At 69.6% G+C, this 18,124-nt stretch carries 16 protein-coding genes; 6 read left to right on the top strand and 10 right to left on the bottom strand.

Features of this window, described 5'->3' with window-relative positions:
- Nucleotides 1–34: 34 nt before the first annotated feature.
- Nucleotides 35–838, bottom strand: coding sequence for a class I SAM-dependent methyltransferase (locus tag ACOCEP_RS32340; RefSeq protein WP_482332977.1), 804 nt, complete (start codon nt 836–838; stop codon nt 35–37).
- 49 nt (nt 839–887) lie between these two features.
- Here ACOCEP_RS32340 and ACOCEP_RS32335 point away from each other — a divergent pair, with 49 nt between their 5' ends.
- On the top strand, nt 888–1,460 hold the full coding sequence (locus ACOCEP_RS32335) for a TetR/AcrR family transcriptional regulator (RefSeq protein WP_482332976.1): 573 nt from the start codon (nt 888–890) through the stop codon (nt 1,458–1,460).
- Between the two features lie 201 nt (nt 1,461–1,661).
- Here ACOCEP_RS32335 and ACOCEP_RS32330 read toward each other — a convergent pair whose 3' ends face one another.
- The 3 genes from ACOCEP_RS32330 to ACOCEP_RS32320 form a co-directional block, all read right to left on the bottom strand.
- Nucleotides 1,662–2,495 (bottom strand): bifunctional 5,10-methylenetetrahydrofolate dehydrogenase/5,10-methenyltetrahydrofolate cyclohydrolase, encoded by an 834-nt coding sequence (locus tag ACOCEP_RS32330; protein WP_482332975.1) that lies wholly within the window; start codon nt 2,493–2,495, stop codon nt 1,662–1,664.
- The gene (locus tag ACOCEP_RS32325; protein ID WP_126735132.1) at nt 2,492–3,115 is read right to left on the bottom strand and encodes a cyclodeaminase/cyclohydrolase family protein; all 624 of its coding nucleotides are present in this window, start codon (nt 3,113–3,115) and stop codon (nt 2,492–2,494) included. Before ACOCEP_RS32325 ends, ACOCEP_RS32330 begins: the two co-directional genes overlap by 4 nt.
- Before the next feature lie 120 nt (nt 3,116–3,235).
- A complete protein-coding gene (locus ACOCEP_RS32320) occupies nt 3,236–4,060 on the bottom strand; it encodes a peptidoglycan-binding protein (RefSeq protein WP_482332974.1) in 825 nt (274 codons plus the stop codon).
- Nucleotides 4,061–4,230: 170 nt separating this feature from the next.
- Between ACOCEP_RS32320 and ACOCEP_RS32315 the strand changes: the two genes are divergently transcribed.
- The 3 genes from ACOCEP_RS32315 to ACOCEP_RS32305 all read left to right on the top strand — a co-directional run bounded on the left by ACOCEP_RS32315 (nt 4,231) and on the right by ACOCEP_RS32305 (nt 8,650).
- On the top strand, nt 4,231–4,686 hold the full coding sequence (locus ACOCEP_RS32315; protein WP_482332973.1) for a hypothetical protein: 456 nt from the start codon (nt 4,231–4,233) through the stop codon (nt 4,684–4,686).
- Between the two features lie 189 nt (nt 4,687–4,875).
- Complete coding sequence (locus ACOCEP_RS32310; RefSeq protein WP_482332972.1) at nt 4,876–7,209, top strand: chitobiase/beta-hexosaminidase C-terminal domain-containing protein; 2,334 nt, start codon at nt 4,876–4,878, stop codon at nt 7,207–7,209.
- A gap of 133 nt (nt 7,210–7,342) precedes the next feature.
- Nucleotides 7,343–8,650, top strand: a complete 1,308-nt coding sequence (locus ACOCEP_RS32305) for an aldehyde dehydrogenase family protein (protein WP_482332971.1) — start codon at nt 7,343–7,345, stop codon at nt 8,648–8,650.
- 1 nt (nt 8,651) lies between these two features.
- Here the strand turns inward: ACOCEP_RS32305 and ACOCEP_RS32300 are convergent, their stop codons facing one another.
- Entirely contained in the window at nt 8,652–9,332 is a 681-nt protein-coding gene (locus ACOCEP_RS32300) for a hypothetical protein (protein ID WP_482332970.1), read from the bottom strand.
- A 187-nt stretch (nt 9,333–9,519) separates the two neighbouring features.
- Between ACOCEP_RS32300 and ACOCEP_RS32295 the strand changes: the two genes are divergently transcribed.
- Nucleotides 9,520–9,975, top strand: coding sequence for a DUF4383 domain-containing protein (locus ACOCEP_RS32295; RefSeq protein WP_482332968.1), 456 nt, complete (start codon nt 9,520–9,522; stop codon nt 9,973–9,975).
- A gap of 33 nt (nt 9,976–10,008) precedes the next feature.
- Nucleotides 10,009–10,890, top strand: coding sequence for a manganese catalase (locus ACOCEP_RS32290; RefSeq protein WP_482332966.1), 882 nt, complete (start codon nt 10,009–10,011; stop codon nt 10,888–10,890).
- Nucleotides 10,891–11,122: 232 nt separating this feature from the next.
- On the opposite strand, the gene ACOCEP_RS32285 is transcribed toward ACOCEP_RS32290, so the two are convergent.
- From ACOCEP_RS32285 to ACOCEP_RS32265, 5 genes are all read right to left on the bottom strand, one after another.
- Complete coding sequence (locus ACOCEP_RS32285; RefSeq protein WP_482332965.1) at nt 11,123–11,332, bottom strand: putative acetyltransferase; 210 nt, start codon at nt 11,330–11,332, stop codon at nt 11,123–11,125.
- The gene (locus ACOCEP_RS32280) at nt 11,329–11,568 is read right to left on the bottom strand and encodes a glutaredoxin family protein (RefSeq protein ID WP_482332963.1); all 240 of its coding nucleotides are present in this window, start codon (nt 11,566–11,568) and stop codon (nt 11,329–11,331) included. The genes ACOCEP_RS32285 and ACOCEP_RS32280 overlap by 4 nt, the downstream gene beginning before the upstream one ends.
- Nucleotides 11,569–11,571: 3 nt before the next feature.
- Nucleotides 11,572–14,460, bottom strand: a complete 2,889-nt coding sequence (locus ACOCEP_RS32275) for a helix-turn-helix transcriptional regulator (RefSeq protein ID WP_482332961.1) — start codon at nt 14,458–14,460, stop codon at nt 11,572–11,574.
- Nucleotides 14,461–14,549: 89 nt separating this feature from the next.
- The gene (locus ACOCEP_RS32270; protein ID WP_192742314.1) at nt 14,550–14,744 is read right to left on the bottom strand and encodes a hypothetical protein; all 195 of its coding nucleotides are present in this window, start codon (nt 14,742–14,744) and stop codon (nt 14,550–14,552) included.
- A gap of 12 nt (nt 14,745–14,756) precedes the next feature.
- Nucleotides 14,757–17,624 carry a type 2 lanthipeptide synthetase LanM family protein gene (locus ACOCEP_RS32265; protein ID WP_482332959.1) on the bottom strand — a complete coding sequence of 956 codons (2,868 nt, stop codon included), beginning with the start codon at nt 17,622–17,624 and terminating at the stop codon, nt 14,757–14,759.
- Nucleotides 17,625–18,124: the final 500 nt, after the last annotated feature.

The raw sequence follows: 18,124 nt of genomic DNA, 5'->3' as shown, positions 1-18,124 counted from the left end.
TGGCGGGAGCGGCGCGGCTCCCGCCACCGGCGGGTCAGTCCCGGACCGCGGTGATCGCGACGGTGGCGTAGCGAACCGTGAACCGGCCGCCCACCCTGTCGATCGCCGCGCCGACTTCAGCGAGGATCTCTTGTCGCACTGCGGATTCGACCCAAGTCAGCGAGCCGAACGTCGGAAGCTGGTCCAGCCATTCGTCCCGGGAATAGACGCGGTCCCAGTCGTGGCGGCTTCGTTCCGGCTCGCCGAACGCGCCTGCTTCGCGCAAGCCGTCGGCGACCTTCACGATGAGTGGCCCGTACGGGTCAGAGGGGTGTTTCGGCACGCTGCCGAGATCGATCGGGGAATCCGGCACGAGCCGCCGGTAAGCGTCCGCCAAAGCGTTCGCGATCTCTTCCGGCGGTTCGGGTACGTGCCAGAACGCGGCGAAGGCGCCGGCGGGCCGTAGCACCTCGGCGGCTTTCGCCGCGCCCGCCACCGGGTCGACCCAGTGCCAGGCCTGCCCGGAGACGAGCAGATCGAACCGGCGTCCGGCGGGCTCCCATTCCTCGAATTTCGCGACCTCCACGTCGAGGCCGCTCCGGCGGGCGAACTCGGCCATCCGCGAATCCGGCTCGACGCCCAGCACGCGACAACCCGCGGTCTGGAACTGGCGCGCTTCGATTCCGGTGCCGGCGCCCACGTCGAGGACATCGCGGCCGGGGGCGGCGGCGATGAGGTGACCGATGAGTTCCGGGGGATAGGCGGGCCGGGTCCGGTCGTAGCGTTCGACGTCCGCGCCGAACGAGTCCGCGGCCCGCCGATAGCGGTGAGGCTGGTGCCCCGACGGTAGAGTGGGCATGCGCCCACTTAAGTGGGCACTTGCCCACTCGTCAACGAAAAGGAGCCGTATGCCGACCGGGGTGGCCCTGCGCGCCGTTCGCGCGCACTTGTTCGACGCGGCGGAGCGTGTCCTGCTACGGGACGGGCCGAGCGGGCTCACCAGCCGCGCCGTGACCACTGAGGCGGACTGCGCGAAAGGCGTGCTCCATCGGCATTTCGACGACTTCGACGGATTCCTGGCCGAGTTCGTGCTGGACCGGATCGAGAAGCTGGACGAGAAGGGTCTGCGGGAGGCCGTCGGTACCGGAACGGTGGTGGACAACCTCACCTCTGCGCTCACCGCGGTGTTCGAGTCGGTGGCGGTCGCGATCGTCCCGCTCGTGATCTTCCGCGACGAGCTGCGCGCCCGGTTGCGCCGTGAGTGGCCTGCCGGGGTTCCGGTGCTGACCCAGGCCGCCGTGATGATCGGTGGTTACCTCGACGCGGAACGGGCGAAGCGCCGGGTCGCGGCGGACGCCGACGTCGAGACCCTCGCGGCGACGCTCATCGGTGCCGCGCATCTGCTCTACGCCGACCGCACCGGGCCGGCGCCGGAGGCGGCTCAGGTGCGGAAGGTGGTGGAGACGGTGATCGGGACGTAACTCGCGTGCTTGAAGGCGTAACTCACGTGATTGGAGGCGTAACTCACGTGATTGGAGGCGTAACTCACGTGATTGGAGGCGTAACTTCGTGTGCCGCCTCTGATCACGCGAGATACGCCTTCAAGCACGCGAGTGCGGTGCCTGATCACAGGCAAACGAAAGGCGGCGGGTCCTCAGTGGACCCGCCGCCTTCTCGCTGGATCAGGACTGCGCGGCGGTGACGGTGTGCCGCAGCAGCAGCGAAGTCGTGACCGGGCCGACGCCACCGGGGACCGGGGTGATCGAACCGGCGATCTCCTCGACCGCGGCCTGGTCGACGTCGCCGACCAGCCCGCCTTCGGGAGTCGGGTTGGTGCCGACGTCGATCACCACGGCGCCGGGCTTGACGTGGTCCGCGCCGATGAAGTGCGCGCGGCCGACGGCCACGACCAGGACATCCGCGGTCTTGGTGACCGCCGCGAGGTCCTTGGTGCGGGAGTGGCAGACGGTCACCGTCGCGTGCTCGCCGAGCAGCAGCAGCGCGGCGGGCTTGCCGACGATCGTCGAGCGGCCCACGACGGCGACCTGGGCACCGGACAGGGCGACCTGCTCGCGCTTCAGGATCTCCAGTACCGCGGCGGCGGTGGCGGGCGCGTAGGTCGGGAGGCCCGCGGTGAGCCGGCCGAGGCTGACCGGGTTGGCGCCGTCGACGTCCTTGCGCGGGTCGATGTGCGCGCCGACGTCGTCGAGCGTGACCCCTTCGGGCAACGGGGTCTGGCAGATGATGCCGTGGACCGACGGGTCCGCGGAGAGCTTGTCGAGCTCGCGGGTGACGTCCTCGCCGGTCGGCTTCTCGAGCTGGACCACGCGGCAGTCGACGCCGACCTTCTTCGCGGCACGCTCGATCGAGCGCACGTACCAGGCGGTCGCGTCGTCGTCGGTCGGCACGAGGACGGCGAGCGTCGGGGCGATACCCGATTCGCGCAGCTTGGCGGCGGTCTCGGTGACCTCGGCGGTGATGGCGGCGGCGATCGCGCGCCCGTCGATCAGGGTCATCGGGCGAGCCTTTCGCGGACCTGGGCGATGAGGGCGTCGGCGCGCCCGGCGGCGGGGGTGTATTCGGTGAGGCGGGCCTCCGTCTCCTTGCGGAGCTGCTCGTCCGCCATGGACGCGAGGTTCACCTCGACGTTGACCACGCCGGATTCGAGCGCGGACTTGGCGGACGAAGCCGCGACCGCGATGTCGGAGATGACATTGGTGTTCGCGCCTTCGAGGATCGAGGCCGCGACGTCGATGACCTCGGCGGCGAGGGCGGCCGTGCGCAGCGGGACCTCGGCGGCGCCGACCAGCGCGGCCTGGATCGCGGCGGTGCGCGCCTGCTTCTCCTCGTCGGTGGCCTTGGGGAGCTTGTACGCGGCGACCACGGCGTCGAACGCGGCGGCGTCGTCGGCGGCGAGGCCGAGAGCGCGCGCACGGAGGTCTTCGGCCTTGGCCAGCGCCTCGGTCATGGTGGCCTCGTGCTCGGCGTACTTCGGCTTGCCGATGGTCAGGTTGCACACCATGGAGACCAGGGCGGCACCGACCGCGGCGTTCATCGCGGCACCCGCGCCGCCACCGGGCGTCGAGGCCTTCGATGCCAGCTCGTCGAGCCACTGACCGACCGGTTGAGCCTCCACGCGATGTTCCCTTCCCACTGGTTTCGCCGTCGCGCGAAGCCTACCTGGGGGTTCCCGGACAGCCCGAAGGCCACCTTCGCGACGATCGACGTCGGCGAAGGTGGCCTTCGGCCAGCGGGGTCAGGACCGCTGGTACTCCTCCCAAGTCAGCTTCGGCGTGACGGCGGGGCCGTCGTCGGAACCGCGGCCGGCGAGGCCGTTGTAGCCGAGGTAGTAGTCACCGGCCTGGTGCTGCGCACCCGACGAGAGGTCCGGATCGGACAGTGCGATGGCGTGGATGTGGTAGGCGAAACCCTGTGCCGGCGTCCGGACCCAGGCGGCGAAGCCGACCTGACGCAGCTTCCGCGCGACGTCGGTCCGCGTGGTCGAGGACATGCCCTCGACGCCGATGTCGAGCGCGCCGCCACCGTCGTGCGTCCCGGCCGAGGCCCCGACGCCACCCGGGTTGTACGAGCCCTGCGTGATGGTGAGCTGCCTGCCGAGCAGGCCCTCGGCCTTCACCAGCATCGCCTTGGTCCGCGTGTTCATCGTCTTGCCGTGGTAGGTCAGGCGGCTACCCGCCGAAACCACCGCGGTGACGGTGTACCGGCCCTCGCCCAGCTTCTCGAGTGACGTCTTGCCCGGCAGGCCGGAGGCGTCGATCCCGGTGTAGCCCAGCGACTTCTGGTAGCTGGAATACGCCGTGATGGTCGACGTCCCGAAATGGCCGTCGACGTACTGCTGGGCGAGCAGTCCCTTGGCGGCGAGCGCCTGCTCCACCAGTACCACGCTGTCCTTGGCGCCCGGGGTCAGCGCGCTGTCGGCCCGGCGCGGGTCGATCTGGGCGGCCTTGAGCACCGCTTCCATGCTGGCGGCGGGCAACGCGGTCACTTCGGCGCCGGCCGGTGCGGCCACGCCGAAGGAGAGCGCGGTCGCTGTCGCGAGCACGGCTACCTTGGTCAACAATTCCTGCCTCCTGAGCGGATTCGGTTGTCCGGACAGCATGGGCAGCGTGAATACAAGGGCCGTACAAACGAACCTTTCTCAGGTCCGTGTCGCCCGGTCGGGTGTCACTCCGGCGAAACCGGAAGCGAGCTGATAAGACTTCCGATGGACGCCGAAAGGTCGAGACCCACATGGTGCTACGGACTCAGCCACCCTCAAGGGCTCATCTCAGACTGCTCGCGGCGGCCGACCCGGCCCCGCCGGTGCGACGGCGGGACCGGTACGGCGAGATCCCCGACCGGCGGCTCGCCGCGATCCTCGCCGCGGAGGACGTGGCCGAGGAACACGGGCTGAGCGCGCACCTCCGGACGACGTGTTACGTCCATCGCGGCTGGGTGCATCAATGCGTCTCCGATCCGATGCACATCCTGGTGGTCACCGGGCATCGCTGGTGCCGCCGCTGCGATCGCACGGTCGAAGTCCGGGTCGACGAGACGTTCCCCGGTTCGGTCGAGCTCTTCTGCGACGGCTGCGGTGTCCCGCCGGACACCGTCGCGAACCGCGAGGTCCTCCTGGCCTGCCGGACCAGTCTGAGCGCGATGCACGGCGGGGAAGCGTCGACGCTCTACGTCGTCCCCGACCGCTGACCGGCGCCCGATCGCCCGGTTCGAGGAGGCCGAACGGCGGAATCGGCTTGAGCTGCCCGGCTCATCAAGTGGTTTGGACCACCACTGTTACTGAAGCGTGATCTGGACATATCGCACGGACGGCTACTTTGTTGTGGCGCGCAACGAATTGCTTCGCCCGTGGATTTCCAACGCCGGAGGTGTCACGACGTGAACCGGATCCTTGTGCGGTCCCCACGGCGGAAAGGGGTCCGCGGCCTGTTCGCCGCCGGCCTTTCCGCCCTCCTGATCGCGGCCGGGCTGGGCGGTGCCACCGCCGCGGCCGCCGACTACAGCCAGAGTGCCGCCTCCTTGAACACGAGTCAGGCACAGTTCTCCTTCACGCCGTCGACGCCGGCGCGGTACGTCGACATCCACTACACGGGCGTTCCCGGGGTCGGGCAGCAGAACGTCCGCATGACCGAAAACGGCGGCACGTGGCGGCACACCGTCGGCTCGCTGTCGGCGGGCACGGTGCTCGACTACTGGTTCACCTACGAGAAGAGCGGGCCGCAGTACGACACCCCGCACTTCACGTACACCCACGGCGGCAGCGGTACGACCGTGGCCTCGCCGACGTTCGATCCACCGGGGGGCACCTATCCGAGCGCTCGCTCGGTGACGTTGTCCAGCGCGACCGCGGGCGCGACCATCCGGTACACAGTGGACGGTTCCACGCCGACCGCGTCGTCCACCGTGTACACCGGCCCGATCACGGTCTCCGCCACCTCGACGATCTCCGCGATAGCGCTGAAGTCAGGTTCGGCGAACTCCCCGGTGGCGTCGGCGAGCTACACGATCGGATCGACGCAGGCGACCTGCCCGGCGCAGGCCGAGGTCCCGGACTTCGGCCCGAACGTGCGGATCTTCGACCCCGGCATGCCGGCGTCCTCGATCCAGGCCAAGCTCGACGCGGACTTCAACGCGCAGAAGGACACCCTGACCGCGCAGTTCACCGAGCGCCGGTACGCGCACCTGTTCAAACCCGGCGTGTACAACGGCATCCACGACAACGTCGGCTACTACACCTCCGTCGCGGGGCTCGGGCAGAACCCCGGCGACGTCGTGATCAACGGCGACGTGACCGTCGACGCGTTCAACGAGTCGGACAAGGGTGTCGCGCTGCAGAACTTCTGGCGCTCGGCGGAGAACCTGGCCGTGGTGCCGAGTAGCGGATCGACCCGGTGGGCCGTCGCGCAGGCCGCGCCGTTCCGCCGGATGGACATCCGTGGCGGGCTCCAGCTCTACCCGGCGAGTTACGGCTTCGCCAGCGGTGGCTACACCGCCGACAGCAAGGTGTCCGGGCAGACCGCGTCGATCTCGCAGCAGCAGTGGTACACCCGGGACAGCAGCTATGGCAGCTGGGACGGCGGAGTCTGGAACATGGTCTTCTCGGGGACGAGCGGCGCTCCCGCGAACACCTTCCCGAACCCGCCGGAGACCACGCTCGGCACCACGCCGGTGTCGCGCGACGTCCCGTACCTGTACCTCGACGGCTCCGGCAAGTACCGCGTCTTCCTGCCCTCGTTGCGCACCAACGCTTCCGGGCCGAGCTGGGCCGGCGGCAGCACCCCGGGAGGCTCGCTGCCGATGAGCCAGTTCTACGTGGTGAAGGCGGGGGACACGGCGGCGTCGATCAACACCGCGCTCTCGCAGGGCTGCAACCTGTTCTTCACGCCGGGCGTCTACCACCTGAACCAGACGCTCAACGTGACCAAGGCGAACACCGTCGTACTCGGCGTCGGCTATCCGACACTGGTGCCGGACAACGGTGTCGACGCGATGAAGGTCGCCGACGTGGACGGCGTCCGGATCAAGGGGCTCCTGTTCGACGCCGGGACGACCAACTCGCAGGCGCTGCTCACCGTCGGGCAGGCGGGCTCGACGGCGAACCACTCCGCGAACCCGACGACCCTGCAGGACGTGTTCTTCCGGATCGGCGGCCAGATCGCCGGGAAGGCGACGAACAGCTTGATCGTCAACAGCCGTGACACGATCATCGACCACATCTGGGCGTGGCGGGCCGACCACGGCAACGCGGGCACCTACGGCTGGACGATCAACACCGGTGACACCGGCGTGGTCGTCAACGGCGACAACGTGCTGGCCACCGGTCTGTTCGTCGAGCACTACCAGAAGTACCAGGTGATCTGGAACGGCCAGAACGGCAGGACGATCTTCTTCCAGAACGAGATCCCGTACGACGTCCCGGATCAGGCCGGCTGGAAGAGTCCCAACGGGCTCAACGGATACGCCGCGTACAAGGTGGGGGACACCGTGACCTCCCACGAGGCGTGGGGCCTGGGCAGCTACTGCTTCTTCAACGACAACCCGTCGGTGAACCTGTATCACGCGTTCGAGGTGCCGAACCGTTCGGGCGTCCGGTTCCACAACATGGTGACGGTTTCGTTGAACTACAAGGGGACCATCACGCACGTGATCAACGACGCCGGGGCGGTGACGCCACCGGACACGCGGCCGAGCAACCTGGTGAGCTACCCGTAGCGCCCGCCTGGGTCGCCTGAAAGTACGTGAAGGACCCCTTCATTGCGTCTAGCGCAGTGAAGGGGTCCTTCACGTTGTCTGTATAACGCCCTATACCGAGCGGCGACGGGCGCCCGCGGTTAGGCTCAGCATCATGATCAGCAAGGATGCCGAAGCCGTCGTCGGAGAACTGCGTGACCTCTTCCGATCCGGCGTCACGAAACCGGTGGACTGGCGGCGCACGCAGCTCAGGGGCCTCAAGAGGCTCCTGTCCGAGCAGGCCGACGTCTTCATCGAGGCGCTCTACGCCGATCTGCGCAAGAACGCCGTCGAGGCCAAACGTGCGGAGATCGCGCTCGTGCGCAACGAGATCGACCACACGCTGGAGAACCTCGACGCCTGGCTGACCCCGGAGCCCGCGGGCCTCCCGCATCCGCTGCGACCGGGCGAAGGCCGCGTCGTACGCGAGCCGCTCGGGGTCGCGCTGATCATCGGGCCGTGGAACTACCCGTTGCAGCTGGTGCTCGCGCCGCTCGTCGGGGCGTTGGCGGCGGGCAACTGCGCGGTCGTGAAACCGAGCGAACTGTCCCCGAACACCTCGGCGGCGATCGCGGAGCATCTGCCGGACTACGTCGAGGGCGTCCGGGTCGTCGAGGGGGCGATCCCCGAGACGACGGCGCTGCTGGAGCAGAAGTTCGACACCATCTTCTACACCGGGAACGGCACGGTAGGCCGGATCGTCATGGCCGCGGCGGCGAAGCATCTCACGCCGGTCACGCTGGAACTGGGCGGGAAGAGCCCGGCGATCGTCGAGCCTGGAGCGGATCTCGCGGTGACCGCGCAGCGGCTCGCGTACGGCAAGTTCGCGAACGCGGGCCAAACCTGCGTCGCGCCCGACTACGTCCTCGCGATCGGAGACACCGGCCCGAAGCTGGCCGAGCACCTCGCCGAAACGGTCCGCGCGATGTTCGGCGACGACCCGGCCACCAGCGATTCCTACGGCCGGATCATCTCGGACCGTCATCACGACCGGCTCGCCGGTTTGCTGGGCGACGGAACGGTCGTCGTCGGCGGCCAGGCGGACCGCGAGGAGAAATACATCGCGCCCACCGTGCTCACGGGTGTCTCCCCGGACGCCCCGGTGATGAAGGAGGAGATTTTCGGCCCGATCCTGCCGATCGTCGACGTCCCCGACGTCGACGCCGCGCTGGCGTTCGTCAACGAGCGAGACAAGCCCTTGGCGCTGTACGCCTTCACCGAATCGGAGGAGACGAAGCGCCGGATCGAGACCGAGACGTCGTCGGGCGGGCTGGTGTTCGGTGCCGCGATCATCCATCTCGCCGCCCCGGAGCTGCCGTTCGGCGGCGTGGGGGAGAGCGGGATGGGCCGCTACCACGGGCGCTACTCGATCGACAACTTCAGCCATGTGAAGGCCGTGCTGGACAAGCCGCTCGCGGGGTGAATCAGCGGCCCTCCCGGCTGCCTTCGTAGGCGCGCTCACGGAGCCCGGTGAGCCAGCCGGGCCGCAGCTCCCAGCCCGGCGGTGGGTTGAGCATCGGATCGATGGCGGGACGAGGGGAGTCTTCGTCGACCTCGTGGAGGGTCAGCGTCGCGCAGGGCTTCCGGCGTCCGTTCGCGCGGACGGTCTCGACGAGGTAGGTCACCGGTCCTTCCGCCACCAGCCGCCGCAATCCGTCCAATGACGCTCCGGCGTGCCGTGGCGTCGCCGCCCGGGCCGACAGCCAGACCAGCTCGCCCTTGGTGCGGTAAGGCAGCAGCGTGCTGTAGCGACCGGCGGTCCAGGTGCGGGCGGGCCGTGGCAGAACGCGGCCGACGAGGCCGGTGCCCGAAGTGGTCAGCGTGAGGTCCCACGGGTGACCTCCGACGGCAGGGATCCGTATCGCCAACCCGAGCGCGTCGGGGACGCGTCCCGGAAGACCTGCGCCCTTGGACATCCGCACGGTGACGGCGACCGGCTCTTCCGGCAGAGCGAGCTCGTCCCGCCGTGAAGCCTGAAGCTCTCCCTTGAGCAGTAGGCCGTTCGGGTGGAAGGCCCTGGCGCCGCGAAGTCCCGCGAGGGCGCGAAATCCCGCGCGGAAAAGCTTGCCGACCGGCCCTGCCTGGGGTGTGTCGTCCTCGGCCACGATTTCCACCCTCCTGATGACGTGTGTGCTTCGCAGGGGCTACCCCGGGCAGACCGGATTACACGGGAATTCCCACGGATTCGAAAACACCCTTTTCCCCGGTGTGGCCGGCTTTCGCCCGGGTACTCGCGTGCTGTTCGCCCATCGGGCGTCCGACAGTTCTGTTCCACCTGGATCGGAGGAAATCATGACTGCATCGCCGGCCACGGTTCGGCGGGCTCCGCGCCAGCTCATCGCCCTCGGCGTGGGCGCGGTCTTCCTGCTCGTCGGCATTCTCGGCTTCATCCCCGGTGTCACCACGAACTACGAGCAGCTGAGCGGAGCCGGGCACGAATCAGGCGCGTTGCTGCTGGGCGTGTTCCAGGTGTCGATCCTGCACAACATCGTCCACCTGGCGTTCGGCGTGGCGGGCATCCTGCTGGCCAGGACGGTGAGCGGCGCGAAGGCGTTCCTCGTCGGAGGTGGGGTGATCTACCTCGTTCTCTGGCTGTACGGGCTGCTGATCGACCACGGATCGGCGGCGAATTTCGTGCCGGTCAACACCGCCGACAACTGGCTGCACCTCGGGCTCGCCATCGGGATGATCGCCCTCGGGCTCGTTCCGCTCTCCGGTTCCAAGGCGCCCATCGCCGACTCGCGCTAGCCCGTTCTCCGCTCGATTCTCTGGAGGTTGTCAGTGTTCCGTCATACCAAATCGCTCCAATTCGAGGCCAAACCGGAAAAGCCGGACGCCTTGTACGCCCGCAAGCTGCAGGAGCTCATCGGCGGCGCCTACGGTGAAATGACCGTCACCATGCAGTACCTGTTCCAGGGCTGGAATTGCCGGATCGAGGGCAAGTACAAGGATTTGATCATGGATACGGCGACCGAGGAGATCGGGCACGTCGAAATGCTCGCGACGATGGTCGCCCGGCTGCTCGAAGGGGCGCCGGCCACCACGGTCGCCGAAGCCGTGAAGGATCCGGCCACCGCGGCGATCCTCGGCGGGATGGATCCCCAGCAGGCGATCATCTCCGGTGGCGGCGCCACGCCGAGCGACAGCCAGGGCTATCCCTGGAACGGCCGCTACGTCGTGGCCTCGGGCAATCTGCTGGCCGATTTCCGGGCGAACGCCGCGGCCGAGGCGCAGGGCCGCTTGCAGACGGCCCGGTTGTACAACATGACCGACGACCCCGGCGTGAAGGCGATGTTGCAGTTCAACCTCGCGCGAGACACGGTGCACCAGAAGCAATGGCTCGCCGCCATCGAGGAACTGAAGGCCGACGGCCTGGAAAGCGACATCGCGCCGACGGCGTTGTTCGACGAGGAGAACCAGGACCACAACAACACCGTCTGGCACCTGTCCGACGGCCCGGATGGTGCGAAGGGTGGCTGGAGCTTCGGCGAAGACGGCATCGAGTATCTGATGGAGCCCGAGCCGCTCGGCGGACCGGGCACCGCTCCGAAGCCCGACCCCGCGCTTTACGGCACGTACGCGCCGCTGCAGGACGCGGTCGGGACGGTCAAGGGCAAGGTCAAGGACGCCAAGAAGAAGGCCACCAAGCCGAGCAAGAGCTAGGCCTCGCGAACCCGTGTGAGGAAGTCCGTGAAGGCCTCCTTCCCTACTCTCAGGGCAGGGTCCCGGCAAAGTCCTGCTCACGCTGTTCAGCGGCGCCAGGCGCGCGTTCGTTCGGTGTCGCCACCTTGGGGACACCACGACCGAGCCCGGACCACGCTCCTCAAGCAAGTGCCGCGAGCTGCACCAATCGACTTTGCCGGGACCCTGACCGTCAGGGTAGGCAAGGAGGCCTTCACGGACGCCACTTCGGTGCCGGCGGGGGCGGAACCGTCTTCGCCAGGACGATATCGGCCAGCTGGATCGTGGCGAGTCCGCGTTTGGTCTCCACCGTGCATTCCGTGTCGCCGCGGGACCGGAGATAGCCGAGCGCGTCGGTGAACCCGCCCTCGATCCGGTACCGCACGACCACCCTCGTGCCGAGCGGGACGTCCGGCAGGGTCACCGGTTCAGGTGGGCGGTGAGCTCGTCGTCGCTCGGCTCGACCAGGTGGGTGCCGTCCGGCCAGACGATGGTCGGGATCCGCCGCGCACCGTTCTGCAGCGCCCGCACGGTCTCCTCCGCGCCGGAATCCGCTTCGACGTCGACGTAGTCGTACTCGATGCCCTTCGAGTCAAGGAGGGCACGGCTGCGTTTGACGTCGGGGCACCAGCCGGCGCCGTACACGGTGAGGTCGCTCATGGATCACAGCATGCCAGGCCGCGGTCCGGCGGCGCGTTCGGCGAGGGCGGCGCGGTCGGCGAGCCCGGTCTTGGCGAGCAGGCTCGCGACGTGCTTCTCGACCGTCCGCGGCGAGATGTGCAGGCGGACTCCGATGTCCTTGTTGCCCATCCGCTCGGCGAGCAGCACCAGGACCTCGTATTCGCGCACGGTGACGCCGGACGCTCGCAGATCGCCAGGGACCCGGTCGACCCCCGAGCGGCGCTGCCGGACGGGTGCGCCGAGCTTGCGCAGGAGGGTCCGGCAAGCGGCCGCGACCGCCGGGATGTCCCTGCGGTGGAAGTACTCTTCGGCCTCCTTGAGCCAGCGGGCCGGATCACCCCAGCCGTCGGCGGCGGCCGGTTCGGCGATCAGCCGGAGCCCGAGATGCCGGGCCAGGGGATAGGGCGCCGACGTCTCCAGCGCGGAAGCCACCGCCTGCCCGGCCGCCGCCGCGTCGCCTCGCCTGCCGTGCTCGACCGCGTGCGCGAACTCGACGAACTGCCGGTTCCACCGCATCCCGCTCACCGCGGAGCCGCCCTCCGGGCAGGGCGCACCGTCGAGGGTCTCGACCAGCGTCCGGAGCCCGTGCCTGCCGGCGAGATGGAACCGGCTCGGCCGTCGGTCCTCCAGTTCGACGACCTGGCCGAGTTCGCGGCGGGCCCGGTCGAGGTCCTCTTCGAGCAGCGAACAGAAGACCCGCGCGAGCCCGATGCTGAGCACCATCTCCTGCGCGTTCTCTCCACCGCTCTCCCGGAAGTCGTTCAGCGCCTGCTCCATCGCGGGGCGGTCGGCCCGGTGCCCGGCGGACATCGCCCTCGTCATATGGGCGTAGTGCAGCAACGCGGTCAACCGGAGCCTGCCCAGCACGGCGAGGTTCTCCGCGAGCAGCGCGTGCGCGGTGCCGAATTCGCAGCGCAGGATCGCGTGCATGGTGCGCACGGAATCGACCGCGCAGTGCAGGGTGATCGACCCGGTGCGCTGGGCGTCCGCGCGGGCGAGCAGCAGGGTCTGCTCGTCGCCGTTCATCAGCACCCGATGCCCGCCGAGCCGGACCAGCGCCTGGGTGCGCAGATGGTGGAGATGGTTGTCCTCGGCGGTCCGCCGCGCGAGCTGCATGTAGTGCTCGGATTCGGTGAGGTCCCGCGACAGCGCGAGCATGCCGAGCACCTGCAGCGCCTGGCAGACGACGAACGGCTGCTCGGTCGCCTCGGCCACCTTCCACGCCTGGCGCGCAAGCCGTTCCGCCGTGTCCGCCCGGCCGGGAACGTCCAGCCAGAGGTTCGCTTCGACGGCGTCGAGCGCGGCTTGCTGAGCCGGTGAGATCGCCGAACCGAGGGGAGCGCGGGCGCGTTCGATCTGGCCGAGGCATTCGTCGTGCCGTCCGGCGATGTAGGCGGCCCAAGCCAGCTGGGTATGCAGTTTCGCGGCCCGTTCGAGGGTGCCGATCTCACCGAATCCGGCGGAAAGCTCGACGGCGCGGTCGAACTGGCCGGTCTGCCCGAGCGCGTGCACCAGCGTCTCCAGCACCTCTGCCCGGTCACCCGCGTCGGCCCCGGCGAGCAGGTCGACGGCCTTGGTGAGCATGGTGACCGCGGAGTCGGCGGCTCCCGCGTCGAGGGCCCGGCGACCGGTTTCCGCGAACAGGCGACCGGCGGCCTGTTCGTCCTGCGCGGTGAGGCGGAGCGAAGCGACGAGCGCGCACAGGTCGCCGGGGAGCCCGGGGTAGAGCTCCTCGACGGCGTCGGCGGCCTGGCGGGCGAGAGCCGCCTTCCGTGCCGGTGACTGGCGCGCCAGCAATGCTTCCGCGGTCAGCGGATGACGGAAGGCGTACCAGCCGGGAGTCGTCTCGTCGGTGGTCACCAGGTTCGCCGAGACGGCGGCGCTCAGATGGTTGTGGAGGGTCCGGTCGTTGGTACCGGTGACCGCCTGGACCACGGTCAGCGGGAAGCGGCGGCCGATGATCGCCGCGACCGACAGCAGTTCGCCCGCCTGCTCGCCGAGCCGCTCCATCCGGGCACCGATGCTGGTGACCAGTGCGGCGGGGACGCGGGCGCGGAGTTCGCCGATGACGCGCCAGCCGTCGCGGCCCTCCACGAGCAGTCCGTCGTTCACCATGCCGTGGAGCAGTTCCTCGACGACGAACGGAAGGCCCGCACTGTTGCGCCACAACAGGTCCGCCGCGGCCGACGGAAGCCGCTCCGGTTCGGTCTCGAGGCAGGAGGCGGCGAGGGCGCGGGTGTCGGCGAGGCCGAGCCTGCCCAGTTCGACGACGGCGCAGCTCATCCGTTGCGCGCCGGAGGTCGCCAGGCGCAGGGCGTCGGAGGGTTCGTTGCGAAGCGTGCCCACGAAGAGGACCTGCGCGGCGGACAGGTTGTCGACGAGGTATTCGAGGATGAACAGCGTCTCCGCGTCGGCGTCCTGGAGATCGTCGAGGACCAGGAGCGCGCCGCGGTCGCGGCTGGTGACGGCGAGCAGCCGGAACACCGCTTCGGCGAGCACCAGCAGGGAGCCCGACTCCCGCGGCCGATCGCCCCTGCCCCAGTCGGGGATGAGCTGCGCGAGAACGGGGACGAACGGGTCCAGCTCGGCCGCCGAGGGCGGGCCTCCGCCGCGGAAGTACGACCACAGTGCCTGGACCAGGGGCCGGAACGGAACGAGCGGGCCGATCGAGCCGGCGCGACCCTGCAGCACCGGGATTTCGGCGGCGACCGCTCGTGAGGCGGCTTCGATCGCGAGCCGGGACTTGCCGATCCCGCCTTCGCCCACGAGAAAGATCGCGCCGCCGCGGCCCGCGATGGCGCGATCGAGAGCTCCGGAGAGCTCGGCCAGTTCGGCGTCGCGGCCGATCACCCGCGACGAACGGATACCCACCGCCGTGACTATAGCGAGCGGATTCCCCCGTCACCGCGGCGAAATGATCACGGAGGCGGGTGGCGCGAACCCGCCTCCGTGAGCCTGTCTCAGATCCAGCCGCCGGTGAAGACGCTGACGACGGACGGCGAACCGGGGTCCGTGGACAGGGTGGCGAGCGGGTTGGCGCTCAGTCGCGGCTTGCCGCCCGCCAGCGCGTGGTTGCGCGATCCGACCTCGAGGGCGCGCGGCAGGTTCACGGCGCCGAGGACGTCTTCGGTGGCGGGCAGTTCTCTGTCGTACATGCGGTTTTCTCCTCATACTCGATTTACCGGTGGGACCACGGTGGCCGCGGGATGCGGCCGATCCGGGCGGAGCAGGAGCGCGGAGGGGACCCGGTCACCGAATCCCAGCCGCAGCAGGCCGTAACCGATCCCCGCCAGACCGCTCAGCAGCCCTGGCGAAGGCACCGCGCCGGGTGTCCCGCAGCGGGCGCCGCGCTGGTCGATGGCGGCGAGCAGATGGCCGGTCCGGCGGCGTACCGCGGCGGCGGCGCCAGTGTGCCCGTTCTCCGCCAGCACGCACAACACGTCCAGCACTCCGGACTCGCCGTGGCAGAGACTGAGATCCTTCAACGGCGCCCCGTCGGCCAAACGTTTGATCGTCCGGTCGAGATCCCTGGCGTGCCCGGGGCCGGGCAGACGCGCGGCGAGGCCGAGGGCGTCACCCGCGAGACCTCCGCACCAGCCGCCGGTGCTTTCCGCCCGATCGTCCGCACTTCCGGGTGGTTCTTCGCCGGTCCGGCCGTGCGCTCGCAGTACCCAGTCGATCCCGGCCGCGCCACGGGCGAACGATTTGTCCAGCGGACGCTCGCGGCCGAGTAGTTCTCCGGCATAACGGTCGGCCCGCGCCAGGGCCGCGTCCAGTCCTGTTTGGACATACACCGACCGCATCGACGCGACACCGCCCGCCAGTCCCGTCGTGAACCCGGACGGTGTCCCGGGAGTGGCGTCGGGCATCAGGTCGACGGCCTGTTCGATGAGATCGCCCGCGGGAAGGCCGACGAGGGTGCTGAGCCGGGCGACCGTGTACGCCACGCCCCCGAGCCCGAGAAGGCCGCCGCAGCCGGCGGTGGCGGCCAGCTCCCGGTCGGCGCGGAGCGTGGTGAAAAGGCCGGGGAGGGGGCTGATCGCGTACGCGGCCAGATCGCGGTATCGCGCGATCCCGGTCAGTTCGGCGAGCTGGGCGAGGAACAGCGCGACACCGCAGTAGCCCTCGCCGAGCCCGGCGCCCATCGGCAGCACGGTCCAGTAACGGTCGTCGACGAGTTCGATCCCGAGCCAGTTGGAGCGGTGGTCGTCGGAAAAGGCGGTGGCGACGATCTGGTCGGCGATGCCGCACGCGGTGACCAGCAGCCGTTCCGCGTCGGGCGCCTGGTTCGGTGCCGCCGTCTCCGCGGTCTCGCCGCCGTGATGGACCGTGGTCGCCGTGCTGATCGCGAGGGTGGCCGAGATCAGCCATTCCTGGTCGCGCTGGTCGAGCGGGTCCATGTCGGCGAGCTTCGCCAGCACGGTGTCCAGCGACGGCCGCTCGACCACTCCGTCGACGCTCTCGCCGCGCGCATCCAGCAGCGACGTCGAGCCGGGATTGGAGGTGAACATCGGTACGTCGCCCGTCCAGAGATCGTCCCGCTCGTGCGGTACCAGGCGGAGCAGCTTCTCCTCGTCGGCGGAATCCTCTTCGAGCAGGTCGAACGCGCGGTCGCGGTCGGCGGCGTCGCGCAGCAGGTCGGGATGAGTGGTCTCGTCGAGCAACCGGAAGTAGAAGTTCGTCGGCCGGATCAGCACCCGGATGGGATCCTCGGCGCAGCGCCGGAGGTGCTCGGCGAGTTCGTCGCGCCCAGTGGAGATCGCGTCGTAGCCGAGCCGGAATCCGGCGAGAAGCGCGGCGCTGTGCTCGGCGGGCGGGATGTCGTTGCCGTCGAGACGGGGCAGGTTGCCGGCGCCCGCGAGTTCGCCGGGCACCCGGACCAGCCGCATGCCGTCGGTACCTGGATCGGCCCAATCGACGCGGTCGGTGGGCAGCTTGCCGCCTCGGCCGGCGAGGCCGGAGATGTCGACCGCACCGTGTTCGCCCGCGAGGAGCTGGGGGAGGAGCAGGGTGCGCTGGACCGACCGCGCCAGCATCGCCGCGGCCGGGTCGCTCTCCGGCGTGGCGGGCGGCGACGGCTGGAACAGCGTCTCGATGTCGATCAGCACCGGCTGGTCACCGCAGGCGATGATGTTCTCGTAGTGGACGTCGGTGGCGTCGAGCGCGTACAGCAGCGCCAGGAGGATGCCTTGCCGCCGGTAGAAGCGGTCGACGTCGCCGATGTCCGCGCACGGCCGGTGCTCGACGAACCGGAGCCAGCCGTAGCCCGCGCGCGGTAGCGCGTCCGCGGTCCGCAGTTCGAGGCCGGGCAGGCGTTTGTTCAGTCTCGTGACGACGTCGGTGAACCGCTCGTGCAGGATCAGCGGCCGGGGTTTGTAGATCACCTTGGCGCCGCTGGAGAACCGGAGCAGTTTGACCGAACGGCCGCGGGCGTGCGAGTCACCGATCCCGCCCGCGACCTCGACGAGCGTGCCGAGTTCACCGTCGACGACCGAGCAGGGCAGCAAGGCGGCGTCGGCCGAGAACCGGGCCAGCGTTTCGGCGTGGGCTTCGGCGGCGTGGAGGCACGCCTGTGCGACGAGCCGGGCCAGGACCGGGTACTCGCCGAACAGCCGGACGAGCCCGCCCGGAGTTGCTTGCCGGCGCACGAAATCCGAGAAGCGCTCTTCCGGCGTCTCGCCCCGGAGATTTCCGGCTTTGCGGTCGCGATGGAGTTCGAGGACCAGTGTGCGGACCGCGAGCTTGAGCAGATGCTGGTCGAGCTGAGCCGCGAAACCCCGACGGAGGGCTTCGCGGTCGGCGCCGGGTAGGTCGTCCGGGACCGCGTCCCGGGAAGCGGCGTGGACGAGCGACCTGAAGACCCCGGCGAACTCGGCACGCCAGTCACCGGCTGGGGGACGCTCCGGCAGAAGCGCGGTGACCGCGTGTTCGGCGAAGTCCGCCCAGGCGGGCTTGTCCGCTGTCCGTTCGCGCGGGGTCTGGCCGTGCACCCACCACCTCGGCGGCAGGGACGTCGCCGTTGGTGGGGGCGTCACGGAAGTGATGGTTTCAGCTCGGCGGGACCCGCACATGGGGGCCGCACCCCCACATTCAGCGCACACACGAAGATGTCCGGAGAGTGACGGGCGAGGGAGCCTCAGCGGAATATGGGGTCCCGGCACCCATGCGCGGGGACCGGTCCCGGCCCCACCATGGTCGGGTGGCGCGGAACTCGGGCGCGGGCCGGTTACTGGGGGTCCGGCCCGCGCCCGCCTTGGAGCGGGCCGGAGAATCAACGGTCTTGTTTTCCGCGGTGAAAAACCGGAACCCGGTAAAGGGACACGGACGTGCCCCTTTACCGGGTCGCAAACACGAGGGGCCGACCCGCGCCAACAGATTGGCCCCCGTCAAACCCTGTGCTTAGAGCGTCAGACCAGCCATCCGAGCACGTGGGCCAGGTGCGCGAGCAGACCCGAGATCAGGTCGTGGCCGTGGTGCACGTGCTGGGTGAACATCTGCATTGAGGGGCTCCTTGTATCGGATTTCGTGTTCGGTT

Source organism: Amycolatopsis sp. CA-211722, assembly GCF_056828465.1.
Note: the sequence above shows the minus strand (reverse complement) of the source record. Positions and strands in the feature narration are given on the sequence as shown.